Here is a 25,511-nt window from a genome sequence, read left to right on the forward strand (position 1 = left end):
GTCTGGAATGCGACGACGCAGGAGGTCTCCACAGTGACGGCGAACATTTCCCGGTCGGCCCGGCCGCGTCGGGCGGCGGTGGCGGCGTCAGCGCTCGCCGTCGCCAGCCTGCTGGGCGCGTGCAGCGGCCAACCCGGAGCCGCGGCCGTCGTCGACGGCGAGGAGATCTCCGCGGCCGAGCTCCAAGACGCGGTCGCCGAGGTGGGCCCGTTCCTGCAGGGCGCGACCCCGATCACGGTGCTCACGGTGCTCGTGCAGACCCCGGCGGTGGACCGGGTCGCCGCCGAGAACGGCGTGGCGGCCTCCGACGCGGACGCCGACGCGCTGCTGTCAGACATCGCGGCGCAGGCGGGGATGACCGACCTGTCCTTCGGGGACGGCGCCCGGGCTGTCGCCCGGTACTCGCTGGAGATCAACGCGCTCCAGTCGCTGCCGAACGCCGGTGACGTGCTCGCCCAGCTCACCGAGGAGGTGGCCTCCTCCGACGTCGAGGTCAGCCCTCGGTACGCCGACGTGACGGCCGACAACCAGCTGGTGGCGCCCGCTCGTGACTGGCTCGTCCTGTCCCAGGACTCCGCGGGCGGATGAGCCAGGCCTCGGCGGGTCCTGACGCGGGCGGGCCGGGCGACGAGCCCGGCTCCGGCCTGCGCGCGCTCGTCGAGGTGATGGACCGGCTGCGCTCGCCGGACGGCTGCCCGTGGGACGCGGAGCAGACGCACCGCTCGCTCGTGCCCTACGTGCTCGAGGAGGCCCACGAGGTCGCCGAGGCGATCGAGCAGGGGGATCGCGCGGGCATGCGCGAGGAGCTCGGCGACCTGCTGCTGCAGGTCGTCTTCCACGCGCGCATCGCCGAGGAGGACCCGGACGACCCCTTCGACGTCGACGACGTCGCGCGTGGCATCACCGCCAAACTGGTCCGGCGGCACCCGCACGTCTTCGCCGACGCGTCTGGGGCCGGCTCCCTCGAGGACCTGCACGTCCAGTGGGATCGGATCAAGGCCGAGGAGAAGCGCAGGGCCTCGGTGCTGGACGGCATCCCGGCGACCCTGGGCGCGGTGGCCCGCGCGCAGAAGGTCGTGGGCCGCGCCCGGCGCTCGGGCCACGACGACCTGGTCTCGGTGGACGCGCGTGCCCGGGCGGAGAGCCTGGGCGAGCGGCTGCTGGACCTCGTGGCCGAGGCGCAGGCCGCGGGCGTCGACGCGGAGCAGGAGCTGCGCGCGGCGACCCGGGAGCTGGAGTCGCGGGTTCGTGGCGCCGAGGCGCGACGCCCGCAGACGTGAGCAGGAACGTCTCGATACGCGGACGCTTGGGAGCGGGGATCAGGCCCAAGGTCCGTGGTCGGGGAGCGTGCGCCTCACGAGAATGTGTAGCTGTTGCCTGATGGCAACCCACTGGACGAGACGAAGGGCCAGATGATGAGGATCGGCGTCCCGCGCGAGCAGCGCCCGGGCGAGCGGCTTGTCGCCGCGACTCCCAAGACCGTGGCCCAGCTGGTCAAGCTGGGCTACGACGTCGTGGTCGAGTCGGGGGCCGGAGCCGCGGCGAACTTCCCTGACACCGCGTACGAGGAGGCGGGCGCCAGCATCGGCGCCTTCGCCGACGTGTGGTCCAGCGACGTCGTCACCGCCGTCGAAGCCCCCGGCGAGGCGCAGCTCGAGGCGCTGCGGCCCGGCGCCACGGTGGTGTCGATGATGGCCCCGGCCACGCACCCCGAGCTGCTGGCTGCGATGGCCGCGCGCGAGGTGAACGCGTTGGCGCTCGACGCCGTGCCGCGCATCTCCCGCGCGCAGGCCCTCGACGTGCTCTCAACGCTGTCCAACGTCGCCGGGTACCGGGCCGTCATCGAGGCCGCCGAGGAGTACGGCGGCATGTTCTCCGGCCAGGTCACGGCCGCCGGCAAGACGCCGCCCGCGCATGTCTTCGTGATCGGCGCGGGGGTCGCGGGGCTCGCGGCGATCGGCGCCGCCGGCAGCCTCGGCGCCCAGGTGCGCGCGTTCGACGTGCGGCCCGAGGTCGGCGAGCAGATCGAGTCGATGGGCGCGCAGTTCGTCCAGGCGCAGACCGCGCAGCAGGAGGTCAGCTCCGACGGCTACGCGAGCGCGCTGACCGCCGAGCAGGAGGAGTTCACGGCGCGCATGTACGCCGAGGAGACCCGCAAGGCGGACATCGTCATCACCACGGCGCTGGTGCGCGGCCAGGCTCCGACGACCATCACCGCCGAGATGGTCGCCGCGATGCGGCCCGGCTCGGTCATCGTGGACCTCGCGGCCTCGGGCGGCGGCAACTGCGAGCTCACCGTCCCCGGCGAGCGCGTGGTCACCGAGAACGGCGTCGTCATCCTGGGCTACACCGACCTCACGAGCCGGATGCCGCAGCACACCTCGCAGTTGTTCGGCACCAACATCGTGCACCTCATGGCGCTGCTCACCCCGGAGAAGGACGGCACGCTCGTCCTCGACCTGGAGGACGTGGTCCAGCGCGGCATGACCGTCGTCGGGTCGGGGGAGGTCCTCTGGCCGCCGCCGCCCGTCCAGGTCTCCGCCGCGCCCGCGCCGTCGGCCCAGCCCGCCGCACCCGCCCCCGCCGCGGTCGACCCCGCCGAGGCCGCCCGGGCCGCGCAGGCGCGCGGCCAGCGGCGTATGGCGATGGCCGGCCTCGGCGCCGTGCTGCTCGCGCTCGCGCTGATGTTCGTCCCCGCGGCGTTCCTCGGGCACTTCACGGTGTTCGTCCTCGCGGTGATCATCGGCTACTACGTCATCTCGAACGTGAGCCACTCGTTGCACACGCCGCTGATGGCCCAGACCAACGCGATCTCGGGGATCATCCTCGTCGGGGCGCTGCTGCAGATCGGCTCGGAGAGCTGGATCGTCTCGACGCTGGCGTTCGTCGCCGCGACCGTGGCCAGCATCAACATCTTCGGTGGGTTCCTGGTCGCGTACCGCATGATCGGGATGTTCAGGAAGGACGCCTGATGCTGACGTCGCTCGCCCAGGCCGTGTACCTCGTCGCGGCCGTCCTGTTCGTGCTGTCCCTCGCGGGACTCTCCAAGCCCGAGTCCGCACGGCGCGGCAACGTGCTCGGCATGGTCGGCATGGGCCTGGCCCTGATGGCCACCGTCCTGCTCGCCGCGCAGAGCTCGGAGCGCCCGGTCTTCGTGACCCTCATGCTCATCGCGCTGGTGTTCCTCATCGGGGCCACCGTCGGGACGTGGCAGGCCCGCAAGGTCGAGATGACGCAGATGCCCGAGATGATCGCGATGCTGCACAGCTTCGTGGGCCTCGCGGCGGTGCTCGTCGGCTTCAACTCCTACCTGACGGAGACCCCCGACACGGTGCACCTCGTCGAGGTCTTCCTCGGGGTGTTCATCGGCGCGGTGACCTTCACCGGGTCGATCGTGGCCTACCTCAAGCTCGCCGCGAAGATCTCCTCGGCGCCGATGATGATCCCGGGCCGCAACTGGCTCAACCTGGGCGCGGTGGTCGCCTCGCTGGGGCTGATGGGCTGGTTCATCGCGGACGCCTCGCTGGCGCCGCTGGTCGCGATGACGGTGATCGCGCTGCTCGTCGGGTGGCACCTGGTCGCGTCCATCGGCGGCGGGGACATGCCCGTGGTGGTCTCGATGCTCAACTCGTACTCCGGGTGGGCGGCCGCCGCGGCCGGCTTCATGCTGAGCAACGACCTGCTCATCGTGGTGGGCGCCCTCGTCGGCTCCTCCGGCGCGATCCTCAGCTGGATCATGTGCAAGGCGATGAACCGCTCGTTCGTCTCGGTGATCCTCGGCGGGTTCGGGGCCGAGGGCGGCACGGTCGTGGCCTCCGACACGGACTACGGCGAGCACCGCGAGGTCAGCGCCGCCGAGGTCGCGGAGATGCTCAAGAACGCCCGCTCGGTCATCGTGACCCCCGGCTACGGCATGGCGGTGGCCAAGGCGCAGTACCCCGTTGCGGACCTGGTCCAGCGGCTGCGCGGCCAGGGCGTCAACGTCCGCTTCGGCGTGCACCCGGTCGCGGGGCGCCTGCCCGGCCACATGAACGTGCTGCTGGCCGAGGCCAAGGTGCCGTACGACATCGTGCTCGAGATGGACGAGATCAACGACGACTTCGCGGACACCGACGTCGTGCTGGTGATCGGCGCGAACGACACCGTGAACCCCGCGGCGCTGGAGGACCCGGGCTCGCCCATCGCGGGCATGCCGGTGCTCGAGGTGTGGGGCTCGCGCCAGGTCATCGTGTTCAAGCGGTCGATGGCCACCGGCTATGCGGGCGTGCAGAACCCGCTGTTCTTCCGGGACAACACCGCGATGCTCTTCGGTGACGCGAAGTCCCAGGTGGAGAACATCATCCAGGCGTTCTGAGCCGCCGTCGCCGACGTCAGCCGCCCGGCAGGCGCCCGACCCGCTCCGGGGAGACCCTGGAGGCAGGGCGGGCGCCTGTCGCGTCTGGCGGGCGGCGACCGGCCTGGTGGGCGGGTCGACCGGGTTTGGGCGGCTAGTCCACCGGCGCCGTTGTCCAGGAGCCGAAGGTCCCGCCGCGCCCCGTGGCCCACGCCACTAGGCTGAGGTCGCAACCCCACCTTTCGTCGAAGGAGCCACCATGGCCAGCATTGAGGCCGTCGGAGCCAGGGAGATCCTGGACTCGCGCGGAAACCCCACCGTGGAGGTCGAGGTCGCTCTCGACGACGGCACCATCGCCCGCGCGGGTGTGCCCTCGGGCGCGTCCACCGGCGCGTTCGAGGCCGTCGAGCGCCGTGACGGCGACAAGGGCCGTTACCTGGGCAAGGGCGTCGAAGACGCCGTCAACGCGGTGATCGACGAGATCGCCCCTGAGATCATCGGCTTCGAGGCCTCCGAGCAGCGCCTGGTGGACCAGGCCCTGATCGACCTCGACGGCACGCCCAACAAGGGCAAGCTCGGCGCGAACGCCATCCTCGGCGTCTCGCTCGCCGTCGCCAAGGCCGCGGCCGACTCGGCCGACCTGCCGCTGTTCCGCTACGTCGGCGGCCCGAACGCGCACATCCTGCCCGTTCCGATGATGAACATCCTCAACGGTGGGTCGCACGCCGACTCCAACGTCGACATCCAGGAGTTCATGGTCGCGCCCATCGGCGCCACCACGTTCCGCGAGGCGCTGCGCACCGGCGCCGAGGTCTACCACTCCCTCAAGTCCGTGCTGAAGAGCAAGGGCCTGAGCACGGGCCTGGGCGACGAGGGCGGCTTCGCCCCCAACCTCGGCAGCAACCGCGAGGCGCTCGACCTGATCCTCGTGGCCGTCGAGAAGGCCGGCTTCATGCCCGGCAAGGACGTCGGGCTCGCGCTCGACGTCGCGGCGACCGAGTTCTTCAAGGACGGCGCGTACCAGTTCGAGGGCCGGGCGTTCACGCCGGCCGAGATGATCGAGTACTACGAGGGCCTCGTCCGCGACTACCCGCTGGTCTCGATCGAGGACCCGCTGTCCGAGGACGAGTGGAACTCCTGGGCTGCGCTCATGGGCGTCGTCGGCGACCGCGTGCAGATCGTCGGCGACGACCTGTTCGTCACCAACCCGGTCCGCCTGGCCAAGGGCATCGAGCTCAAGGCCGCGAACTCGCTGCTGGTCAAGCTCAACCAGATCGGCACGCTCACCGAGACGCTCGACGCTGTCGAGATGGCGCAGCGCAACGGCTTCACCACGATGACCTCGCACCGCTCCGGCGAGACCGAGGACACGACGATCGCCGACCTGTCCGTCGCGACCAACGCCGGCCAGATCAAGACGGGCGCCCCCGCCCGTGGCGAGCGCATCAACAAGTACAACCAGCTGCTCCGCATCGAGGAGGAGCTGGACGACGCCGGCCGTTACGCCGGCGCCACCGCCTTCCCGCGGTGGAAGCAGGCCTGACCAGGGCGTAGCCCTCGTCGCTCTCGGAGGCCGGTGACCGTCATGGTCGCCGGCCTCCGGTGCGTCCGGCCCCCTGCGGAGGGCTGGTGAAGGTCTTGATCGCATCGCGACGCGGCCCGCCCTCCTGCGCGCCGATCTGCGGTCCGCGGGGCACAATCGTCGCGTGCCCTCCGCCCGACGCCCTCCCTCCCCGCGCCAAGGCGCGGGCGGGTCGCGCCAGGGGAGCGGTGGGCCGCGCACCGGGAGCACGCCGCGGGTGAGCACGGGCCGCGGCAAGTCCCCGCGGTCCTCGGCCCCGCGCCCGTCGGCCACCCGGCCGGCGTCCGCGCGCCCGGCGGCCCGCGCCTCCGGGACGACGCCGCCGCGGGGCGTGCCCCGTGCCGAGGCGGTCCAGACGCCCGTCCCACGGCTGTTCACCGTGCGGGTCATGGTGCTCGGGGTCGTCACCATGATCGCGTTCGTGCTGGTCTTCCCCACGCTGCGCAGCTACCTGGCGCAGCGGGTCGAGCTCGAGCAGCTCACCGCCCAGGCGGAGGCGGCGCGGCTGCGCAACGACGAGCTCGTGGCGGCGGTCGACAGGTGGAGCGACGACGCGTACGTCGTGGCCCAGGCACGTGCCCGGCTGGGCTACGTGCTGCCCGGGGAGACCGCCTACCGGGTGGCCGATCCCGAGAGCGCCCCCGCCTCGACGGCCACCCCTCCGAGTGGCGGCGCCGCCGGGGGCGAGCAGCAGGACGCGCCGCTGCCCTGGTACGCGACGGTGTGGGAGTCGGTGCGCGCGGCGGGCGTGGCCGACCTCGGCCCCGCAGTGGACGACCCGGCGCCCTGACAGCCGCGCGCCGCCGGGGCGCGCCGACGCGGCCGCGCTGACGGCGTGGCCATCTGGCTGCGGGAGAATGGCCCGGGCCTGGCCGTGCGCCGGGCGAAGGACCACCGTCCCGCGGACCCGCGGGCACTCTCTGGAACGGACGTGCAGTGAGCGAGATCCCCCTGGCGAGGACCGATGACCCCGTCGTGACCGACGGCGACCTGGAGGTGCTCCGCGAGCAGCTCGGCAGGCCCCCGCGCGGGGTTGTCGCGGTCGCGGCGCGCTGCGTGTGCGGCCGGCCCCTGGTGGTGCGGACGGCGCCTCGCCTGGACGACGGCACCCCGTTCCCGACGACGTTCTACCTGACATGCCCGCCCGCGGTGGCGGCGGTCAGCACGCTCGAGGCCAGCGGCCTGATGAAGGAGCTCACGGCGCGCCTGCGGGAGGACGAGGAGCTCGCGGCCGCGTACCAGCGGGCCCATGTGGCGTACCTCGCACAGCGTGAGGAGCTGGCGCACGTGGAGGAGATCGCGGGGATCTCCGCCGGTGGTATGCCCACCCGGGTGAAGTGCCTGCATGTGCTGGTCGGGCACGCCTTGGCCTCTGGCCCCGGGGTCAACCCGGTGGGCGACGAGACGCTGGGGCTGCTGCGCGACGTGTGGCGCCCGGACCGCTGCAGCTGCTGACCGAGGGCGGGGGCGACGGCGTGGTGGTGGAAGGATGAGCGCCATGACGCGTGTGGCTGCCATCGACTGCGGGACGAACTCGATCCGACTCCTGGTCGCCGACGTCGACCCCGCGGCGGGGACCCTCGTCGACCTGGACCGCCGGATGGAGGTGGTCCGGCTCGGGCAGGGCGTGGACAAGACGGGGAGGCTCGCGCCGGAGGCCCTCGAGCGCACGCTCGAGGCGACAGCCCGCTACTCGAAGGTCTGCGGCGACCTGGGGGTCGAGCGCATCCGGTTCGTGGCGACGAGCGCGTCTCGCGACGCCGAGAACCGGTCGGACTTCGTGGACGGCGTCCGCGCCGCGCTGGGCGTCGAGCCCGAGGTCATCGGCGGCCAGGAGGAGGCGGCGCTGTCCTTCCGCGGCGCCACCGGCGTGGTCGCGGCGCGCAGGCCCGGGCCGTTCCTGGTGGTCGACCTGGGCGGTGGCTCGACCGAGGTGGTGATCGGCACGAGCGCCCCGGAGGCCGCGTTCTCGATGGACGTGGGCTGCGTGCGGCTCACCGAGCGGCATCTGCTGACCGACCCGCCCACCGCCGGGCAGCGGGCGGCCGCGCACGCGGACGTGGCGGCGGCCCTGGACGAGGCGGCGCTCACCGTGCCGTTCGGCGACACGGTGACGCTGGTCGGCCTGGCGGGGTCGGTGACCACCGTCACGGCGCACGCGCTGGGCTTGGAGGCGTACGACCCTCGGCGCATCGACGGCGCCGTGCTGCCCGTCGAGACGGTCCTCGCCGCGTGCGACGACCTGTTGGCGCGGGACCGCGGATCGCGCGCCGCGCTGGGCTTCATGCACCCGGGCCGGGTCGACGTGATCGGCGCCGGCGCGCTGGTGTGGCACGACGTCGTGGCGCGGGTGCGCGACGCGGTGCGGGCGCAGGGCCGCGACCTCTCTGAGGTCGTCACCTCGGAGCACGACATCCTCGACGGGATCGCCTGGAGCATCGCCTGACCTGAGGACGGGACGGCGCCGCCTGGCCCGTCTGCCTCGCGCCCGTGCGGGCCCGAGCCGGCGCGCGCGCACCCGGACGGGTGAATCCGATCGGCGAAGTACTTCACTGTGCCCGGTACTGCGCGATCCGTAGTACCGTGCGTGTCGCGGGAGCCCGCGGAGGGGCGGGCTCCCGCGACGACAATCGCCAGGAGGCACCGATGGACACCACCCAGTTGCTGAAGGGGGTCCTCGACGTCGCGGTCCTCGCGGTCGTCGCCGAGGAGGACGGCTACGGCTACGACGTCCTGCGTCGGCTGCGGGCCGGCGGGCTCGAGCAGGTCGGCGACGCGTCGGTGTACGGCACGCTGCGGCGGTTGTACTCGTCGGGGGCGCTGACGTCCTACGTCGTGCCCAGCGACGAGGGGCCGCACCGCAAGTACTACGGCATCAACGCGCAGGGCCGGGCGATGCTCGCGGCGCAGCGCAAGGACTGGTTCGAGTTCGCGGGCACCATGTCGCGACTGCTGGAGACGGAGACTTCCCGATGAGCGGCACCCACGCAGGCCACGGCGTCATCACCGACGCCCACACCTACGCCGCCGAGGTGCGGCGCCACCTCGTCGGCCTCACCCCCGAGCAGGTGGACGACCTGACCGACGGGCTCGAGGCCGATCTGGGGGAGGCGCTGGTCGACGCGCCCGGCACCGACGACCTGGTCGGCAGGTTCGGCCAGCCGAGCGCCTACGCCGCCGAGCTGCGCGCCGCGGCCGGGATGCCCGACGGAGCCGCAGCTCCGGAGCGCCGCAGGGGATTCTGGCGGTGGGTCACGCTCCCCGTCCGCGCTGCCTACGAGGCGTGCGTCGAGGGCCTCGACGTGCTGCGGTCGCAGCCGTGGTGGCCGCCCGTGGGTGAGTTGCTGACCGTGCTGCTGCCCGTCGCGTGGGTGCTGCGCGGTTGGCTGGCCTACCAGCTCGTGGCCGCGCTGGCCGGCGTGTACGCGACAGGCCCGCGGCTCAGCTGGGCGCCCTTCAGCAACCCCGCCCTCTTCGTGGCCATGCTCGCCGCGATCCTGGTGAGCGTGCAGTGGGGACGCGGCTTGTGGCTGCCCACCGGGCGGCTGCGGAGGCTGCCGAGGCTCACGACTGTCGTGGCCCTGGTCGCCGCGCTCCCGATCATGGGGACACTCGCGTCGCACGACGTCGAGTACCGGTACTCGACCGTGGTCGAGTACGTCGACAAAGCGGCCCCCGTCGCCGACGGCGTGGTGGTCGGCGGCATGGCCGTCAGCAACCTCTACGTGTACGACGCCGAGGGGAACCCGCTCGACGGCGTGCAGATCTACGACGACCGCGGGCGCCCCGTGGAGACCATCCAGGCCGACTCGTACGGGAGGTACGACGGGTGGTCGCTGTACGGCGTGGACGAGCGGTGGCAGTTCACGTCCGTCGAGGACGAGGACGGCCGCACCCGCTGGAACGTGTACCCGCTGGTCGGCGCGCCGATGAGCGACTTCGACGAGTGGGACGCCGAGGGGCGCCCGTCGCCGTCGCCAGGGGCCACGATGCGCACGCCGCCGCGCCCGTTCGCGAAGGCGCCCGCGGTGCCGGGCCGTGCGCAGGCGCCCGAGGCCGCGCCGAGTGCTGGACCGGCCGACCCCGCCGACCCGGCCAGCCCGGCGCCGACAGGCCCTTCGGCCGAGCCCGAGGCGCCGGCCGTGGAGGGGGCAGAGGCGGCGCAGTGAGGCGTCTCACGCCGACCTCGCCGGACGGCGGCTCAGCCTGATCTGCGCGGGCCTGGGATGCCGACCTGGGGCTTCGGCGGGCCGTCGCGCCGCGGCGCCCGTGGGAGCGCGACCGCATGTGCGCGGGATCACGTCGGTTTCGGTTTCCACTGCTCGTGACCGGGCTTAACCTCGATCCATGCCTCAGGTCGTCGCCTCCGTTGATGCTGCCCGCGCACAGGCCCCCGCGCCCCGTCCGCGCAAGGTCCCCCGCATCGTGATCTTGGGAGGCGGGACGGTCGGGCTGTACTCCGCCCGCCGCCTGCGCAAGCGCCTCGGGCGCCGCGAGGCCGCGATCGTCGTGATCGACCCGCGCCCGTACATGACTTATCAGCCGTTCCTCCCCGAGGCCGCGGCCGGCTCGATCGACCCGCGCCACATCGTCGCCCCGCACCGCCGCGCGCTCAAGGGAGTGGACGTGCTGCAGGGCAAGGTCAACGAGATCCGCCACGCGGACCGCACGGTCGAGATCGTCCCCGAGCAGGGGGAGCCGTACTGGATCACCTACGACCACCTGGTGGTCGGTCTCGGCTCGGTGGCGCGCACGCTGCCGATCCCCGGGCTCGCCGAGGTCGGCATCGGCTTCAAGAACGTCGAAGAGGCCATCGCCGTGCGCAACCACGTGCTCAACCGAATCGACGTCGCGTCGTCCACCTGGGACCCCGAGCTGCGCCGTCGCCTGCTCACCTTCACGTTCGTCGGCGGCGGGTTCGCCGGCGTCGAGGCGCTCGGCGAGGTCGAGGACATGGCGCGGGCCGCGGTCCGCTACTACACAGGCATCGAGCAGTCCGAGCTGCGCTTCGTGCTCGTCGAGGGCTCGCCGCGCATCCTCCCCGAGGTCAGCGACGAGCTGGGCGGTTACACCCTCGAGCAGCTGCGCAAGCGCGACATCGAGATCCACCTCTCGACGTTCCTCAACTCCTGCGTGGGCGGCCACGTGGTGCTGTCCAACAAGGTCGAATTCGACAGCGACACCATCGTGTGGACGGCCGGCGTCAAGGCCAACCCTGTGCTGCAGCAGTCCGACCTGCCGCTCGACCAGCTCGGCCGCGTGACCTGCTCCGCGACCCTCCAGGTCGTCGACGCGGACGGCGCCGTGGTGCCGGACGCCTACGCCGCCGGCGACTGCGCCGCCGTGCCCGACCTGTTCAACCCCGGCAAGTTCTGCCCGCCCAACGCCCAGCACGCCCTGCGCGAGGCGAAGCACCTCGGCGACAACCTCGCAGCCGTGCTGCGCAGCGCCGAGCCGACGCCGTACAAGCACAAGAACGTCGGCGCCGTCGCGTCGCTCGGCATGTACAAGGGCGTCGCCCAGATGTTCGGCCGGATCAAGGTGCGCGGCTTCCTCGCGTGGGTGCTGCACCGCACGTACCACGTGATGGCGATGCCGACCTTCAACCGCAAGGTCCGCATCATGGCCGGGTGGACCGGGTCGCTCCTGCTCCGCCGCGAGGTCGTCTCGCTCGGCTCGCTGCACGACCCGCGCGCCGAGTTCCGCGCCGCGTCTGTGCCGCCCAAGCCCGTCCAGCCCGTCCTCCCCGCGGAGCCCGCGCCGGAGGCGAAGCCCGCCAGCGTCTGACCGGAAGCCTCCGCCTGGCAGGATGTGGGGCGCGCCCCCGTAGCCCAACCGGCAGAGGCAACCGGCTTAAACCCGGTCCAGTGCGGGTTCGAAACCCGCCGGGGGCACCTGCCGGACGGTCGCCGGCCCATGGTTCGCCCGCCGGTGGGCGGACCGCTCCGTCGGCGGCTGGCCTCGCCCTCAGGCAGCCGGACGGGGCGGGTTGTCCTCGGGCTCGGAGCGCTTGAGCTGCTCCTCCCGATCGCGGAGCTGGGCCTCCCAGTCGCGCAGCATCTTCTCGTGCTCCGCATCGGACCGGCGGAGGCCGGCGAGGAACTCTGGGTCGTCGTCCGGGGCCACCGGGCGCGGGCGCTCGTACTCGGGGAAGCCCGCGGTGGCGGTCGAGGGCCACGGAGCGCGGGATCGGGACGGGCCCTGCGGGCGGCCCGCGACCAGCCACGCGACGCCCCCGACCACCGGCACGATGATGATGAGCAGGATCCACCCCGTCTTGGACAGGTTGCGGATGCGGCCCGGGTCGGACTGCACGCAGTCGATCAGGCAGAAGACGAGGACGGCGACCTCGACCAGCACCGGCAGGAAGCGCAGCATCGTGATCCCCTCGTGGGCGACGGCCGGCTGGCCGTCGGAATCCTGCACGGCACCCTAGGGGAGGGAGCCTCGGCCCGTCACAGGTTCGGGGACCCGACCGGCGGCGTCATCCATCTGCCCGTGGGGAAGGGCTGCCGGCGGCTGACGGCCTGGTCAGTCGAGGCCGACGGCCTGCTCGTCCGCCTCGATGGTGCGCGCCCAGTCCTTCTTGGCCGCGCGCCACGCCTCGTCGGTGGCGCCCAGGCGCCAGTAGCCGGAGATGGACAGGCGGGCCCGTGGCAGGCCTCGCTCGAGCCGGAGGTGGTGGCGCAGCTCCTTGACGGTGCCCGCCTCGCCGTGGACGAAGGCGTGCGGGACGCCCGCAGGCCAGGCCAGGTCTTGAACGGCCTCGACGAGCGCCAGGCCCACGACGCCGTGGCCCCGGTGCACCCAGTGCACCTGCACGCCGTCGGGGGCCGTGAGGGGGATCTCGTCGTGCGGGTCGTGCACCTCGACGAAGGCGTGCCCTCGGGCGTCGGCGGGGAGCCTCTCGAGGGCCACCGCGATCGCGGGCAGTGCGCTCGAGTCACCGATGAGCAGGTGCCAGTCGGCGTCGGCGGCGGGGGAGTAGGCGCCGCCGGGGCCCAGCACGAGGATCTCGTCGCCAGGCTGGGCGGCGTCGGCCCACGGTCCCGCCAGGCCCTCCTCGCCGTGCACCACCACGTCGATCGTGAGCTCGAGCGTCTGCGGGTCGAAGGCGCGCGCGGTGTAGCTGCGCAGCCGGGGCTGCTGGTCGGCGGGGGACGACGCGCGCACCGCGTCGAGGTCGACCCGGCCGTCGGCCGCCAGCGGCAGCTCGCCCGCAGACCCCTCGGGCAGGAACACGAGCTTGACGTACGAGTCCGCGTGCGGCGACGGGACGAAGGACGACAGGCCGACGCCGCCCAGCACCAGCCGGACCATCGCCGGCGTGAGCCGCTCGGCGCGCAGGACGGTGGCGAACAGGGCGTTCGGTCGCGGGCGGGAGGCGGGGGTGGCCGTCATGTCGTACTCGTCTCAGCAGGGGGCGGTGGTGCGCCTACAGAGACTAGGCGGGCCGGGCGCCCGGCGCCGCCCTCCGGGTCAACGCCCCACAAGCCCTGTCTCGTAGGCGAGGACGACGGCCTGCACCCGGTCGCGCACCTGCAGCTTGGCGAGGATCCGGCCCACGTGCGTCTTGACGGTGGCCTCCGAGAGGAACAGCCGCTCGGCGATCTCCGCGTTCGACATCCCCTCCGCGACGGTGCGCAGCACCTCGGCCTCGCGGGCGGTGAGCTGGGCGAGCCGGGGGTCGGCGGCGGCCGCCGCGCCATCGCCCGCGTGGCCGTCGGGCAACCGGTCGGAGAACATCTCCAGCATGCGGCGCGTGACCCGCGGGGAGACCACGGCGTCCCCGGTGGAGACGGCCCGGATCGCTGTGACGAGCTCGGCGGGCCGGGCGTCCTTGAGGAGGAAGCCGCTCGCGCCCGCGCGCAGCGCGGCGAACGCGTACTCGTCGAGGTCGAAGGTGGTGAGGATGAGCACCCGGGCGCCGGTGGCCGCGGCGACAACCTGCTCGGTGGCCTCGATGCCGTTCATCCCGGGCATCCGGACGTCCATCAGCACGACGTCCGGGCGCAGGACCGACGCCTGGCGCACCGCGCTGGCGCCATCGCTCGCCTCGCCGACCACCTCGATGCCGTCCTCGGCGTCCAACACCATCCGGAAGCCCATGCGCATGAGCGCCTGGTCGTCCACGAGCAGGACCCGGACGGGCCCCCCGGTCTGGTCCTCGTGCGTCACGTCGTCCCCTCATCCTCTGTGGGCCCGATGGTCACGGGCTCGTCCTTGGCCGGCGCCTCCCAGGGCAGCACGGCGCGCACCCTCCAGCCAGAGGCGTGCGGCCCGGCCTCGACGGTGCCCCCGTAGATCGTCGCGCGCTCACGCATGCCGATGACGCCGCGTCCACCGCCGCGCTCGGCCACGCGGCCGCTGCGGGGGGTCCCCGCCCCGCCGTCGTCGGCGACCTCCACCACGACGGCCTGGTCGGTGCGGGCGATCGAGACGGACACGTGGCCGGCCTGGGCGTGCCGGAGGGCGTTGGTGAGCGACTCCTGCACGATGCGGTAGACCGCGAGCTGGAGCCCGGTGTCCGCGGGGAGCTGGTCACCGGAGACGGAGAGCTGGACGTGCATGCCCGCCAGCCGGAACCGGCCCACCAGCTCGTCCAGGTCGGTCTGGCCCGGCGTGGGGCCGAACTGCGCGTCGTCCTCCCGGAGGACCCCGAGCACGCGGCGCATGTCGGCCAGCGCGGCGCGGCCCGTCTCGGACAGCTGGTCGATGGCCGCCTGGGCGCTCGTGGGGGACCGCGTGAGGGCGGCGCCGGCGCCGTCGGCGAGCGCCACCATGACGGACAGGCTGTGCGCGACGATGTCGTGCATCTCCCGGGCGATCAGCGCCCGCTCCGCCGCGCTGGCGAGCTGGGCCCGCTGCTCCGTCTCGCGGGCGATCGCGTTGGCCCGCTCGACCAGGTCGGCGACGTGCAGGCGCCGGTTGCGGGCCGAGGCGCCGACGGCGATGGCGGCCAGCCCGAGCACCATGAGGGCGCCGGTCTCCCCGGAGAACTCGGACGCCGGGGCGAAGGCCGCCACGCACAACGCCATGGCGGCAGCCGAGAGGCCGAACGCCGTCCAGGCGACCCGGGGGGTCCGTGCGGCGGCGACGGCGTAGAGCGCGAAGGCGGCCCCGAGGTCGAACCCGGAGAGCGACGCGGTGAGGGCGAGGGCGACCGCGCCCAGCAGGGTGAGGACGCCCAGCACAGCCTCGGGATGCCGGCGTCGCAGCAGGAGCGCGGCGGCCCCGATCACGATCACCGGGGCCATCGCGGCGGCCTGGGCGCCGTCGAGCATCACGGAGTCGAGGAGGCCCGCCGCCGCGAAGCTCCCGGCGACCAGCCAGTCCACCGCCACCGGATGGCGCCAGATCCAGCGTCGGACGGGGCCCCCGTGCCGGGCGTGCTGCTCGCTGAACACGGTCGGGGCGTGGGCCCCCGCCGTGCGGCTGGGGATGTGCGAGGGCGCCGGGCCGGGCTGAGCCCGACCCGGCGCCAGGGGCGCGACGTCGCTCAGGCGTCCCTCCGGCGCATGAGCACGGCCGCGACCGCGAGGAGCACGACGACGTAGCCGCCGAGCAGGCCGATGCCGGCCCAGGGTGAGAGTGAGTGGTCGGAGACCATGCCCGCTCCGGCGATGCCGCCGAACGACATGATCTGCTCGCCTGCCGTCGTGGGCATGTAGGCGCCGACGCGGGGAGCCCAGGAGGCGAAGATGCCCAGGATGCTGAACACCATCGGCACCACGAGCATGATCCCGAGCGTGGTCGTGATCGCCCCGGCGGAGTGCCGGACGATCGCGCCGATCGCGAAGGCCATCAGCGTGATCGCGGTGAGGTAGAGCGGCACGCCGAGCAGGGCGCGGACGGTCTCGTCGTTGCCGAGGTCCACGGTCACCCCCGTGCCCGACAGCAACGGCAGCGTCACCAGGTAGGACAGCGCCAGGCCGATGAACGAGACCGCCACCGTGACCATCGTCAGCACCAGGAGCTTGGCCCACAGGGCCGGCAGCCTGCGAGGCGCCGCCGCGAGGGTCGAGCGGATCATGCCCGTCGAGTACTCGCCCGTGATGGTGAGCGCGCCCAGCACCGCGAGGGCCAGCTGCGCCGCGGTGTACCCGAACGTCAGGCCGAGCACCCCCAGCATGCTGTCCTCGTCCGTGGCGCTGACGGCGTTGGCCCGGATCCCGATGCCGAAGATCAGGCTGATGCCGACCATGCCACCGAGGGCGAACGCCAAGGTCCACCACGTCGAGCGGAGCGAGCGGAACTTGATCCACTCCGACGCGACGAGGCGCCCGAAGGTCAGGCCGCTGCGCGTGGGCCGGGGAGCGGCGGGGAGGGTGGGCGTCGCGGCGGGCAGCGTCGTCGTGCTCATCAGTTCTCCTCAGAGGTGACGCCGGCCGACGCGCCCACCGGCGTGGGCAGCCCGGTCGAGGTCGAGTGATACTCGACGGAGTCGGCGGTCAGGGACATGTAGGCGTCCTCGAGGGACGCGGCGATCGGAGTCAGCTCGTGCAGCACGAGCTGTGCGGCGGCGGCCGTCTCGCCGATGGTCGCGGCCGTCGAGCCGGTGACCTCGAGCAGGCCGGGCTCCGAGGTGGACACCGTGATGTCCGGGCCGCGGAGCAGCTCCACCAGCTGGGTCGCGTGCGGGGTGCGCACCCGGACCGTGGTGCCGGTGGCGCGGGCGACGATGTCCTGGACGGGCGCGTCGGCGATGATGCGCCCGCGCCCGATGACGATGATGTGGTCCGCGGTGAGCGCCATCTCGCTCATGAGGTGCGAGGACAGGAACACGGTGCGGCCCTCGGATGCCAGGAACCGGACCAGGTTGCGCACCCAGAGCACGCCCTCGGGGTCGAGCCCGTTGACGGGCTCGTCCAGGATCAGGGTGCGCGGGTCGCCGAGGAGCGCCGAGGCGATGCCCAGGCGCTGCCCCATGCCGAGCGAGAAGCCGCCGACCCGCTTCTTGGCGACACCGGCGAGGCCGGTCATCTCGATGACGTCGCGGACCCGGGCCTTGCCGATGCCGTGGGTGGCGGCCATCGCGGCCAGGTGGCTCGCGGCGCTGCGCCCGGTGTGGACTGCCTTGGCGTCGAGCAGGGCGCCCACCTCGTGCAGCGGCTCCCGGAGCTCGGCGTAGGGGCGCCCGTTGACCGTGACGCTGCCAGCCGTCGGCCGGTCGAGGCCCACGATCATGCGCATCGTGGTCGACTTGCCTGCGCCGTTCGGGCCGAGGAACCCGGTCACCTTGCCCGGCTGGACGGAGAAGGTGATGTCGTCGACGGCTGTCTTGGACCCGTACCTCTTGGTCAGGCCGCGTGCCTCGATCATGTGACGTCCTCAAGTGCGGGGGTGTGGAAGCTGACACCGTGAACCTACGGCCGCGGGCCCCGCCGGGATAACCGTCGCGAGGCGGAGATCCGCGACGGCGGGGATACGCCACAAGGACGACCCACCCTGAGACCATCGGCGTGCCGAGCCGCGGCGCGGACGCCGACGCGGCGCGGGAACGAACCGCGAGGTCCGTGCGTTTGCGTACTGTAGAGAGGGCCAGCGGCTCTGCCGAGAGGCGGACCGGCCGTCGAACCGACCGCGCCGAGGGGTTCCCGGGGCGCCGCGACCAGGAGGAAGACATTGAGCAATCCCGTCTTCAGCAACAGCGACATCTTCGGTGACCCCCGAGAGCGCGCGAAGGCACGGAAGGGCGCCGGCACGGCCACGGCGCCGTCGCCCTACGGGCAGCAGGCCGCCTATGGGAACGCCCCCGTCGACGCCGCGTCGCTGAACCAGCTGTACGAGGCCCCTGCCGCGACCACGGTGCAGACCGGCCGGATGACCTACGACGACGTGATCATGAAGACGGGCGGGCTGCTCGCCCTGCTGGTCGTCGTGGGCGCCGCGACGTGGATGATCGCGCCGGGCCTGTTCTTCGTGGGAGCCATCGTCGGCCTCGTGCTCGGCCTGGTGAACGCGTTCAAGAAGAACCCGAGCCCCGCCCTGATCGTCGCGTACACGGTGGCCGAGGGCGTGTTCCTCGGCGGCATCAGCGCGATCTACGAGTCCCGCTACGACGGCGTCGTCGGTCAGGCCGTCCTCGCGACCCTCGCCGTGTTCGGCGCCGCGCTGTTCCTGTTCCGCTCGGGCAAGGTGCGCGTCACCCCCAAGTTCACGCGGTTCCTGATCGTGGCGATGGTCGGCTACCTCGCGTACTCGCTGATCAACGTGGTGCTCATGCTGGTCGGCGTGGGCGGCGGCGAGTTCGGGCCGCTGCGCAGCGGCGCGCTGGGCATCGGCGTCGGCCTCCTCGCGGTGGGCCTGGCCTCGATGTCGCTGATCATGGACTTCGACTCGATCAAGCGCGGCGTCGAGCAGGGCGTGCCCGCCAAGTTCGCGTGGTCCGCAGCGTTCGGCCTGATCGTGACCCTGGTGTGGCTCTACCTCGAGCTGCTCCGCCTGCTCTCGATCCTCCGGGGCGACTGACCGCCTCGCACGACGACAGGACGCCCGGGCGCTGACGCGCCCGGGCGTTCGCGTTTCCGGCCCGCCGCCCCGTGCGGCTACGCCACCGGCCCGACGGGTGGGATGATCGCCCAGACGACGGCGTCCGCCCTCGCGCAGCACGTCGTCCGCACCTGTCGCCCACCACCGGAGCACCGCCACCGTGAAGTACGCGCAGCACATCTCCGAGCTCGTCGGGAACACCCCCCTCGTCCAGCTCACGTCCGTGACCAAGGGCTTGTCCGCGACGGTCCTCGCCAAGATCGAGTACATGAACCCTGGCGGCTCCGCGAAGGACCGCATCGCGCTGAAGATGATCGAGGCGGCCGAGGCCAGCGGCGAGCTGCAGCCCGGCGGGACGATCGTCGAGCCGACCAGCGGCAACACCGGCGTGGGCCTGGCCCTGGTGGCCCAGCGCAAGGGCTACCGCTGCGTCTTCGTGTGCCCGGACAAGGTCTCCCAGGACAAGCGCGACGTGCTCCGCGCATACGGCGCCGAGGTTGTGGTGACGCCCACCGCCGTCGCCCCGGACCACCCCGACTCCTACTACTCGGTCTCGGACCGGCTGGTGAAGGAGATCGACGGCGCCTGGAAGCCCAACCAGTACGCGAACCTCAACGGGCCCGCCAGCCACTACGAGTCGACAGGCCCGGAGGTCTGGAACGACACCGACGGCCGGGTGACGCACTTCGTGGCCGGGGTGGGCACGGGCGGCACGATCACGGGCACCGGCCGGTACCTCAAGGACGCCTCGGCCGGTCGCGGCGAGCAGGACGGCGGCCCGGTGCGGATCGTGGGCGCCGACCCGCAGGGCTCGGTGTACTCGGGCGGCGACGGCCGGCCGTACCTGGTCGAGGGGGTCGGCGAGGACTTCTGGCCCACCGCCTATGACCCGGCCGTGCCGGACGAGATCATCGCCGTCTCCGACGCCGACTCGTTCGCCATGACGCGCCGGCTCGCCCGCGAGGAGGGCCTGCTGGTGGGCGGCTCGTGCGGCATGGCGGTGGTGGCCGCGCTGCGCCTGGCCCAGCGCCTGCAGGACGAGGACCCGCAGGCCGCCGCCGACGCGGTGATCGTGGTGCTGCTCCCGGACAGCGGCCGCGGGTATATGTCCAAGATCTTCAACGACGCGTGGATGCGCTCGTACGGCTTCCTTCCCGCCGAGGAGGGCGCCACCGTCGCCGACGTGCTCGGCGGCAAGAGCGGCCAGATCCCCGCGCTGGTGCACACCCACCCGAACGAGACGGTGCGCGACGCCATCGAGATCCTGCACGAGTACGGGGTGTCGCAGATGCCCGTGGTCGGCGCCGAGCCCCCGGTGATGATCGGCGAGGTGGCCGGCTCGGTGAGCGAGCGGGCGCTGCTGGACGCGGTGTTCTCCGGCGCGGCGGCGCTCTCCGACCGGGTTGACCGGCACATGTCCGAACGGCTGCCGCTGATCGGGGCGGGGGAGTCGGTCGAGGCGGCCCGCGCGGCGCTCCAGCAGGCCGACGCGTTGATGGTCGTCGACGACGGCAACCCGGTGGGCGTGCTCACCAGGCACGACCTGCTCGGCTTCCTCACGCACTGATCTACCGCCGAGGTATCCACCGACCCACCACGACACCGCTGTCGCCCGTATTGAAGGAGTGCTGACATGCCCCTCTTCGACCTGCCCCGCGCCGAGCTCGAGGCGTACCTGCCCGTCCTCGACGAGCCCGACGACTTCGACGAGTTCTGGCGGGGCACGCTCGCCGAGGCCCGGTCCCACGACCTCGCGCTGCGGCTCGAGCCGGTGGACACCGGCCTGACGCTCGTCGAGACCCACGACGTCACGTTCGCGGGGTACGGCGGCCACCCCATCAAGGGGTGGCTGACCCGCCCGGCGGGCGCCGCCGGGCCGTTGCCGGCGGTCGTGGAGCTGATCGGGTACGGCGGCGGTCGCGGCTTCGCCCACGAGCGCCTGGGCTGGGCGGCGGCGGGGTACGCGCACCTGCTGATGGACACCCGTGGCCAGGGCAGCGTGTGGGGCTCGGGCGGGGACACGCCTGACCCGGTGGGCTCGGGCCCCGCCGGCCCCGGCTTCCTCACCCGCGGCATCCTGGACCCCGCGGAGAGCTACTACCGCCGGGTCATGACCGACGCGGCGCGTGCGGTCGACGCGATCCGCGCCGTCCCGGGCGTGGACCCGGCGAGGGTCTCCGTGGTGGGGGCCAGCCAGGGCGGAGGGCTGGCGCTGGCCGTGGCCGGGCTGGTGGACGACCTGGCGGCCGTCATGGCCGACGTGCCCTTCCTGTGCCACTACCGCCGCGCCGTGGAGATCACCGATGCGGACCCGTACGCGGAGATCACCCGGTACCTCTCGGTGCACCGCGGCGCCGAGGAGCAGGCGTTCCGGACCCTGTCCTACATCGACTCCGCGCACCACGCCCGGCGCGCGAGCGCCCCGACGCTGTTCTCCGTGGCGCTGATGGACCCGGTGTGCCCGCCGTCCACCGTGTACGCCGCCTACAACCGGTACGGCGAGCTGGCCGGGGTTGAGGACAAGGAGATCGTCGTCTACCCCTTCAACCAGCACGAGGGCGGCCAGGGGTTCCAGTTCAGCCGTCAGGTCGCGTGGCTGGCTCCCCGGACGGCGCCGGGCGGATCACCCTCGTAGGGCGGCGCCGCGACCCCGGCCGCCGCGAGGACGTCCACGGTGGCGGCCAACGGTCGCGAAGCCGTTCGCCAGGTTGCTCCGGGTGGCGAGCGCGAGCTGCCAGGCGGGCACGACCTGGCCCGTGGCCGGGTCGACCTGGTCGAAGGTGTGCGTCGCGTCGTGCGCGAACACCACCTCGTACCCCAGGTCCCCGGCCACCCGGCTGGTGGTCTCGCAGCACATGTTGGTCTGGATGCCGCACACGACGACCTGCCTGATGCCCCGGTTCGTGAGCCAGGCGTGCAAGTCGACGTCGCCGCCGAAGGCGGAGTGCACCTGCTTGACGACGTCGAGCGACGGGTCGATCTCGGCCACGAACGGCTCGAAGGCGTACCCCGGGCTCCCAGGGCTCAACGAGCTGGTCGGGGTGGTGGACGCGTGCCGCACCCGCACGACCGGGCGCCCGGCGCCGGTCCACGCGTCGACGAGCGCGGCAATTCTCGCCAGGGCCCGCGGGTTGTCGCGCGGGCCGCGGGAGGGGTCGCGGAACCCTTGCTGGACGTCGATGACGATGAGGACGGCGTCGTGGTCGAGGGGCTCGAGGTCGCCAGGCATGCGCCGAGCCTGGCGCGGCGGAGCCAGCGGCGGAACCGCCCCGCCAGCCATCGAGGGTCGACATCCTGCCGACCGGCCGGGGAGCCGTGCGCGCACCCGCGCCGCTGACAGGGGAGGATGAGGGGATCTGACGTCCATCCGAGGAGACCACCCCATGACCGCACAGCTTCCCGAGGCGACCGGATCGTTCGGCGAGAAGCCCACGCTGACGTTCCCCGACGCGGCGGCGCCCGCCGAGCTCGAGGTCGTGGTGCTCAGCCGCGGCGACGGGCCGCTCGTCGAGGCCGGCGACGACCTCGTGGTGAACTACCTGGGCCAGCTCTGGAACGGCCCGATCTTCGACAACTCCTACGACCGGGGCACGTCGATCAACTTCCCGATCGGCGTCGGCGCCGTCATCGGCGGCTGGGACCAGGCGCTCGTCGGGCAGCAGATCGGCTCCCGTGTGCTGATCTCGATCCCGCCGCACCTGGGCTACGGCGACCGTGGCGTGCCGCAGGCGGGCATCAAGGGCGACAGCACCCTGGTCTTCGTCGTGGACATCGTCGGGGTCAACTGACCCTACGTGGCCTGAACGCCATCGCCCGGCCGGCGCACGGATGTGCGACGGCCGGGCGTTCGCGTTCAGCCCTTCGAGGGCCGTGCGGGGCGCCGCGTGCCGCGGGACTCCTCGACCGGGTGCGGCACGTGCGGCAGGGCCAGCGTCGCCAGCAGCCCGAGCGTGAGGACCCCCGCCGCGATGCCCGTGGTGACCTTGCTGGCGTGCACGAGCGAGTCGGCCGCGACCGTCGCCGCGTCGGCGGTCGCCGGGTCCTGCGCGAGGGAGGGGATCGCTGCGCCGACCGAGCCCCGCACCGCGGCGACGACGTGCTCCTGCTGTGCGGGCGGGATGTCGGAGGCCTCGAGGCGCGTGGTGGCCGTGCTCGTGAGGCTCGCGACGAGCACCCCTCCGAGGAGCGCGACCCCGAGGGCCGAGCCGAGCTGGCGGGCGGTCGTCTGGAAGCCCGACGCCTGTCCGCTCGCGGCGACCGGCACGTCGGTGAGGATCAGGCTTGTGAGCTGCGCGGTCGCGAGTCCCACGCCCATGCCGTAGACGAACAGCAGCGCCGCGAGCGTCCACGCTGCGATCGAGTCGCTCAGGACGACCGCGAGCCCGCCGACGGCCAGCGTCTCGAGGACCAGGCCGGTGCGGACGACGGCCCGCTGGCCCATGAGGGCGGTCAGGCGCGGAGTCACGGCTGAGACGAGGAACGTCCCCAGCGCGAGCCACAGCAGCAGCCAGCCCGCGCCCAGCGCCGTGTAGCCCAGGGCGCCCTCGAGCAGCAGCGGGAGGGTGAACAGCAGTCCGAACTCGCCGAGCGAGACGACGAGCGCCGCGATGATGCCGTATCGGAACGTCGGGATCGCGAGCAGGCTCAGGTCGACGAGCGCGACCCCGCCGGTGCGCACGCGGCGCAGCTCGTGCGCCACGAACAGCGCGAGCAGCGCGACGCCCCCGACGATCGCCACCGGCACCGGCGACAGCGAGCCCGTGTCCCGGGTCAACCAGCCGTAGTACTGGCCCTCGATGAGGCCGAAGACGATGCCGCCCACCCCGAGGGTCGACAGGACCACGCCGGGGATGTCGGTCCCTCGGCGCAGGCTCGTGTCCCGCGTCTCCTCGAGCGTGCGGCGGATGCCCCACAGGGCCAGCAGCCCGAACGGGATGTTGAGCCAGAACGCCCAGCGCCAGCTGACGTCGGTCGCGAGCCAGCCGCCCAGGAGCGGCCCGATCGCGGCCATGCCGCCGATCGTCGAGCCCCAGATCGCGAACGCGATCCCCCGCTCGCGGCCCGAGAACATCGCGTTGAGCGTCGAGAGCGTGGCCGGCAGCACCATCGCGGCGCCCAACCCTTGCACGACGCGCGCGCCGATGAGCATCCCCGGGGTCTGGGCGCTCCCGGCCACGAGGCTGGCCAGCATGAAGATCCCGAGGCCGACCGCGTACAGGCGTCGACGCCCGTAGAGGTCGCCGATGCGGCCCACGGCGAGCATGAGCGAGGCGAAGACCAGCGAGTAGACGGCGTTCATCCACTGCGCCCCTGAGGCGTCGAGGCCGATGTCCTCGATCACGACCGGCAGCGCGACGTTGACGATGGTGGCGTCCATGATCACGAGGGAGACGCCGAGCGAGAGCGTCCCCATCGCGAGCCAACGCGGTCGTGGCGGGCTGTCCGGGGACTCGGGCGGGGTGGACGGCCTGGACGAGGTCGCGTCGGTCACGGGTGCTCCAGGGGTGCGAGTGGAATTCTGCGCTTCCGACGGTACATCCCGACGCTGTGTCGGTAAAAACCCGCCGCACCGCCGCACCGGCGCACCGGCGCACCGGCGCGCGGCGCGCTCGCGTCAGAGCAGGCGGCGCATACGTCAGAGCAGGCGGCGCATACGCTGCTTGCGTCGGTTCTCGCGATCCACCCAGCGCACGTCGGGGTCGCTCGAGCTGTTGAGCCGGCCGAACCTCTCGAGCCCGTGGTCGGGGTCGGCGGCCACCGCCACGGACCAGCAGTAGCCGAGGGTCTGGCGCATGGCGCGCACCCGCGGGCTGCGACGCGCGAACGGCGAGTACCGGCAGAGGCGGTCGGTGGCCCGCTCGCACGTGTCGAGCGCGAGCGCCGCGGTCTCGGGGTCGCGCAGCAGGCGAGGCTCGCACACCCCGGCCAGCGCGGCCCGCAACACGAGCGGGTCGTCATCCGCCAGCCACGCGCCCACCACGGCGCGCAGCAGCGCCGGGTCGACGTCGCCGATGCGCTGCAGCGCGATCGCCACAGCCTCCCGGACCCGCCACCGATCGTCGCGCGCCTCGTCGTGCAGGCGCTCGACGGCCTCCTCGCGCGCGGCCCCGTCCTCGCGGGCCGCCACCGCACCCAGGGCGGAGACGCCGCACAACCGCACGAACTCGTGGTCGGATCCGGCGAGGCGGTACGCGGTGGCCGCGTCGACCACGTCGGCGACCGCGTCGGCGAGCTCCAGGTTGGCGCGGGGGCCGGGCAGCCCGGAGCGCTCGTCTAAATAGGCCTCGAGCGCCTCGTCGGCCAACCCGGCGATCGCCCCGCGGTAGTCCTCGCGTCGTCCCACGCGGGCGAGGCTAGACCCGCTGGCTGGACGTCCTGGACGGGCCCTCTCAGGGCGCCGGGCAGGCCACGCCCGTCGAGTGGACGGGGCAGTACCCGTTCGGCACCTTGTGCAGGTACTGCTGGTGGTACTCCTCGGCGTAGTAGAACGGGCTCGCCTCGGCCGCGTCGCGGATCTCCGTGGTGATCTCCCCGTAGCCGTTGCGCGCGAGCTCTGGCGCGTACAGGTCGCGGGTCGTCCGGGCCGCCTCCGCCTGCTCGGGCGTGGTGGTGAAGATCGCCGAGCGGTACTGGGTGCCCACGTCGTTGCCCTGCCGGAAGCCCTGCGTCGGGTCGTGCAGCGTCCAGAACGTGCGCAGCAGCTCGGTGGTGGGCAGCACCGCAGGGTCGTACGCCACCATCACCGTCTCGGTGTGGCCGGTCAGCGCGGTGCACGTCTCCTCGTACGTCGGGTACGGCGTGAACCCGCCCTGGTAGCCGGCGGCCGTGGTCACGACCCCGGGCAGCTGCCACATCTCCTTCTCGGCGCCCCAGAAGCACCCGAGGGCCAGGTAGATGACCTGGGTGCCCTCGGGCCACGGGCCCTGCAGCGGGGTGCCCAGCACAGCGTGCCGCTCGGGCACCGGGTAGGCGTAGTCCTCACGGCCAGTTAGCGCCCGGTCGGGCGTGACCATCGTCGACTTCATCGCAGAACCGAACAGCCATCCGGCCATCTCGTCACTCTCCTCGGGGTCACCCCGTGCAACAGCAGGGGAGCCGTGCCGT

25 protein-coding genes and 1 tRNA gene are annotated in these 25,511 nt (G+C 73.0%); 16 read left to right on the forward strand and 10 right to left on the reverse strand.

Translation table 11 applies throughout. The annotated features are described in order from the left end of the window. Window positions 1-33: 33 nt before the first annotated feature. The 12 genes from NP064_RS04060 to NP064_RS04115 all read left to right on the forward strand — a co-directional run bounded on the left by NP064_RS04060 (window position 34) and on the right by NP064_RS04115 (window position 11,809). Entirely contained in the window at window positions 34-588 is a 555-nt protein-coding gene (locus NP064_RS04060) for a hypothetical protein (protein ID WP_227567793.1), read from the forward strand. Beyond that, window positions 585-1,280: a nucleoside triphosphate pyrophosphohydrolase gene (locus tag NP064_RS04065; RefSeq protein WP_227567792.1), complete on the forward strand. Its 696-nt coding sequence runs from the start codon at window positions 585-587 to the stop codon at window positions 1,278-1,280. Before NP064_RS04060 ends, NP064_RS04065 begins: the two co-directional genes overlap by 4 nt. A gap of 135 nt (window positions 1,281-1,415) precedes the next feature. Further along, entirely contained in the window at window positions 1,416-2,972 is a 1,557-nt protein-coding gene (locus tag NP064_RS04070; protein WP_227568029.1) for a Re/Si-specific NAD(P)(+) transhydrogenase subunit alpha, read from the forward strand. Continuing rightward, a complete protein-coding gene (gene pntB / locus NP064_RS04075) occupies window positions 2,972-4,354 on the forward strand; it encodes a Re/Si-specific NAD(P)(+) transhydrogenase subunit beta (RefSeq protein WP_227567791.1) in 1,383 nt (460 codons plus the stop codon). Before NP064_RS04070 ends, pntB begins: the two co-directional genes overlap by 1 nt. A 238-nt stretch (window positions 4,355-4,592) precedes the next feature. Then, window positions 4,593-5,876, forward strand: coding sequence for a phosphopyruvate hydratase (eno, locus tag NP064_RS04080; protein WP_227567790.1), 1,284 nt, complete (start codon window positions 4,593-4,595; stop codon window positions 5,874-5,876). 256 nt (window positions 5,877-6,132) lie between these two features. Next, window positions 6,133-6,705, forward strand: a complete 573-nt coding sequence (locus NP064_RS04085; protein WP_227567789.1) for an FtsB family cell division protein — start codon at window positions 6,133-6,135, stop codon at window positions 6,703-6,705. Window positions 6,706-6,851: 146 nt separating this feature from the next. Further along, window positions 6,852-7,370 carry a DUF501 domain-containing protein gene (locus NP064_RS04090; protein WP_227567788.1) on the forward strand — a complete coding sequence of 173 codons (519 nt, stop codon included), beginning with the start codon at window positions 6,852-6,854 and terminating at the stop codon, window positions 7,368-7,370. Between the two features lie 43 nt (window positions 7,371-7,413). Then, window positions 7,414-8,361 carry a Ppx/GppA phosphatase family protein gene (locus NP064_RS04095; protein ID WP_227567787.1) on the forward strand — a complete coding sequence of 316 codons (948 nt, stop codon included), beginning with the start codon at window positions 7,414-7,416 and terminating at the stop codon, window positions 8,359-8,361. 200 nt (window positions 8,362-8,561) lie between these two features. Continuing rightward, a complete protein-coding gene (locus NP064_RS04100) occupies window positions 8,562-8,891 on the forward strand; it encodes a PadR family transcriptional regulator (RefSeq protein WP_227567779.1) in 330 nt (109 codons plus the stop codon). Further along, a complete protein-coding gene (locus NP064_RS04105) occupies window positions 8,888-10,084 on the forward strand; it encodes an HAAS signaling domain-containing protein (RefSeq protein WP_227567778.1) in 1,197 nt (398 codons plus the stop codon). The genes NP064_RS04100 and NP064_RS04105 overlap by 4 nt, the downstream gene beginning before the upstream one ends. A 178-nt stretch (window positions 10,085-10,262) precedes the next feature. Continuing rightward, window positions 10,263-11,702, forward strand: a complete 1,440-nt coding sequence (locus tag NP064_RS04110; protein ID WP_227567777.1) for an NAD(P)/FAD-dependent oxidoreductase — start codon at window positions 10,263-10,265, stop codon at window positions 11,700-11,702. Between the two features lie 33 nt (window positions 11,703-11,735). Next, window positions 11,736-11,809: transfer RNA gene (locus NP064_RS04115), tRNA-Leu, on the forward strand. A 73-nt stretch (window positions 11,810-11,882) separates the two neighbouring features. Here NP064_RS04115 and NP064_RS04120 read toward each other — a convergent pair. The 6 genes from NP064_RS04120 to NP064_RS04145 form a co-directional block, all read right to left on the reverse strand. Next, complete coding sequence (locus tag NP064_RS04120; protein WP_227567776.1) at window positions 11,883-12,341, reverse strand: PLD nuclease N-terminal domain-containing protein; 459 nt, start codon at window positions 12,339-12,341, stop codon at window positions 11,883-11,885. A gap of 105 nt (window positions 12,342-12,446) precedes the next feature. Continuing rightward, a complete protein-coding gene (locus NP064_RS04125; RefSeq protein ID WP_227567775.1) occupies window positions 12,447-13,316 on the reverse strand; it encodes a siderophore-interacting protein in 870 nt (289 codons plus the stop codon). 78 nt (window positions 13,317-13,394) lie between these two features. Beyond that, window positions 13,395-14,024, reverse strand: a complete 630-nt coding sequence (locus NP064_RS04130) for a LuxR C-terminal-related transcriptional regulator (RefSeq protein ID WP_372456332.1) — start codon at window positions 14,022-14,024, stop codon at window positions 13,395-13,397. Between the two features lie 65 nt (window positions 14,025-14,089). Beyond that, window positions 14,090-15,322 carry a sensor histidine kinase gene (locus NP064_RS04135; protein ID WP_227567773.1) on the reverse strand — a complete coding sequence of 411 codons (1,233 nt, stop codon included), beginning with the start codon at window positions 15,320-15,322 and terminating at the stop codon, window positions 14,090-14,092. A 92-nt stretch (window positions 15,323-15,414) separates the two neighbouring features. Then, window positions 15,415-16,278 (reverse strand): ABC transporter permease, encoded by an 864-nt coding sequence (locus NP064_RS04140; RefSeq protein WP_227567772.1) that lies wholly within the window; start codon window positions 16,276-16,278, stop codon window positions 15,415-15,417. After that, on the reverse strand, window positions 16,278-17,237 hold the full coding sequence (locus NP064_RS04145) for an ATP-binding cassette domain-containing protein (protein ID WP_227567771.1): 960 nt from the start codon (window positions 17,235-17,237) through the stop codon (window positions 16,278-16,280). The genes NP064_RS04140 and NP064_RS04145 overlap by 1 nt, the downstream gene beginning before the upstream one ends. Before the next feature lie 303 nt (window positions 17,238-17,540). Between NP064_RS04145 and NP064_RS04150 the strand changes: the two genes are divergently transcribed. From NP064_RS04150 to NP064_RS04160, 3 genes are all read left to right on the forward strand, one after another. Continuing rightward, entirely contained in the window at window positions 17,541-18,386 is an 846-nt protein-coding gene (locus NP064_RS04150; protein ID WP_227567770.1) for a Bax inhibitor-1/YccA family protein, read from the forward strand. A 181-nt stretch (window positions 18,387-18,567) separates the two neighbouring features. Next, window positions 18,568-19,974 (forward strand): cystathionine beta-synthase, encoded by a 1,407-nt coding sequence (locus NP064_RS04155; protein WP_227567769.1) that lies wholly within the window; start codon window positions 18,568-18,570, stop codon window positions 19,972-19,974. A 66-nt stretch (window positions 19,975-20,040) separates the two neighbouring features. Beyond that, window positions 20,041-21,042, forward strand: a complete 1,002-nt coding sequence (locus tag NP064_RS04160; RefSeq protein WP_227567768.1) for an acetylxylan esterase — start codon at window positions 20,041-20,043, stop codon at window positions 21,040-21,042. On the opposite strand, the gene NP064_RS04165 is transcribed toward NP064_RS04160, so the two are convergent. Beyond that, window positions 21,031-21,636 carry a cysteine hydrolase family protein gene (locus tag NP064_RS04165; protein ID WP_227567767.1) on the reverse strand — a complete coding sequence of 202 codons (606 nt, stop codon included), beginning with the start codon at window positions 21,634-21,636 and terminating at the stop codon, window positions 21,031-21,033. The genes NP064_RS04160 and NP064_RS04165 overlap by 12 nt on opposite strands. A 154-nt stretch (window positions 21,637-21,790) precedes the next feature. Between NP064_RS04165 and NP064_RS04170 the strand changes: the two genes are divergently transcribed. After that, window positions 21,791-22,195 (forward strand): FKBP-type peptidyl-prolyl cis-trans isomerase, encoded by a 405-nt coding sequence (locus NP064_RS04170; RefSeq protein ID WP_227567766.1) that lies wholly within the window; start codon window positions 21,791-21,793, stop codon window positions 22,193-22,195. A gap of 65 nt (window positions 22,196-22,260) precedes the next feature. Here NP064_RS04170 and NP064_RS04175 read toward each other — a convergent pair whose 3' ends face one another. The 3 genes from NP064_RS04175 to msrA all read right to left on the reverse strand — a co-directional run bounded on the left by NP064_RS04175 (window position 22,261) and on the right by msrA (window position 25,459). Beyond that, window positions 22,261-23,898, reverse strand: coding sequence for an MFS transporter (locus NP064_RS04175; RefSeq protein WP_227567765.1), 1,638 nt, complete (start codon window positions 23,896-23,898; stop codon window positions 22,261-22,263). A gap of 144 nt (window positions 23,899-24,042) precedes the next feature. Next, a complete protein-coding gene (locus NP064_RS04180) occupies window positions 24,043-24,750 on the reverse strand; it encodes a DNA alkylation repair protein (RefSeq protein WP_227567764.1) in 708 nt (235 codons plus the stop codon). 46 nt (window positions 24,751-24,796) lie between these two features. Further along, window positions 24,797-25,459: a peptide-methionine (S)-S-oxide reductase MsrA gene (msrA, locus tag NP064_RS04185; protein ID WP_227567763.1), complete on the reverse strand. Its 663-nt coding sequence runs from the start codon at window positions 25,457-25,459 to the stop codon at window positions 24,797-24,799. Between the last annotated feature and the right edge of the window lie 52 nt (window positions 25,460-25,511).

Source organism: Cellulomonas chengniuliangii (assembly GCF_024508335.1).
GTDB lineage: Bacteria > Actinomycetota > Actinomycetes > Actinomycetales > Cellulomonadaceae > Cellulomonas_A > Cellulomonas_A chengniuliangii.

Excerpts from the sequence above, each read along its gene's own strand:
- NP064_RS04065 (WP_227567792.1), top strand. The coding sequence starts at position 585 with ATGAGCCAGGCCTCGGCGGGTCCTGACGCGGGCGGGCCGGGCGACGAG.
- NP064_RS04070 (WP_227568029.1), top strand. The coding sequence starts at position 1,416 with ATGAGGATCGGCGTCCCGCGCGAGCAGCGCCCGGGCGAGCGGCTTGTC.
- pntB (WP_227567791.1), top strand. The coding sequence starts at position 2,972 with ATGCTGACGTCGCTCGCCCAGGCCGTGTACCTCGTCGCGGCCGTCCTG.
- eno (WP_227567790.1), top strand. The coding sequence starts at position 4,593 with ATGGCCAGCATTGAGGCCGTCGGAGCCAGGGAGATCCTGGACTCGCGC.
- NP064_RS04095 (WP_227567787.1), top strand. The coding sequence starts at position 7,414 with ATGACGCGTGTGGCTGCCATCGACTGCGGGACGAACTCGATCCGACTC.
- NP064_RS04100 (WP_227567779.1), top strand. The coding sequence starts at position 8,562 with ATGGACACCACCCAGTTGCTGAAGGGGGTCCTCGACGTCGCGGTCCTC.
- NP064_RS04105 (WP_227567778.1), top strand. The coding sequence starts at position 8,888 with ATGAGCGGCACCCACGCAGGCCACGGCGTCATCACCGACGCCCACACC.
- NP064_RS04110 (WP_227567777.1), top strand. The coding sequence starts at position 10,263 with ATGCCTCAGGTCGTCGCCTCCGTTGATGCTGCCCGCGCACAGGCCCCC.
- NP064_RS04125 (WP_227567775.1), bottom strand. The coding sequence starts at position 13,316 with ATGACGGCCACCCCCGCCTCCCGCCCGCGACCGAACGCCCTGTTCGCC.
- NP064_RS04130 (WP_372456332.1), bottom strand. The coding sequence starts at position 14,024 with ATGGGCTTCCGGATGGTGTTGGACGCCGAGGACGGCATCGAGGTGGTC.
- NP064_RS04140 (WP_227567772.1), bottom strand. The coding sequence starts at position 16,278 with ATGAGCACGACGACGCTGCCCGCCGCGACGCCCACCCTCCCCGCCGCT.
- NP064_RS04145 (WP_227567771.1), bottom strand. The coding sequence starts at position 17,237 with ATGATCGAGGCACGCGGCCTGACCAAGAGGTACGGGTCCAAGACAGCC.
- NP064_RS04160 (WP_227567768.1), top strand. The coding sequence starts at position 20,041 with ATGCCCCTCTTCGACCTGCCCCGCGCCGAGCTCGAGGCGTACCTGCCC.
- NP064_RS04165 (WP_227567767.1), bottom strand. The coding sequence starts at position 21,636 with ATGCCTGGCGACCTCGAGCCCCTCGACCACGACGCCGTCCTCATCGTC.
- NP064_RS04170 (WP_227567766.1), top strand. The coding sequence starts at position 21,791 with ATGACCGCACAGCTTCCCGAGGCGACCGGATCGTTCGGCGAGAAGCCC.
- msrA (WP_227567763.1), bottom strand. The coding sequence starts at position 25,459 with ATGGCCGGATGGCTGTTCGGTTCTGCGATGAAGTCGACGATGGTCACG.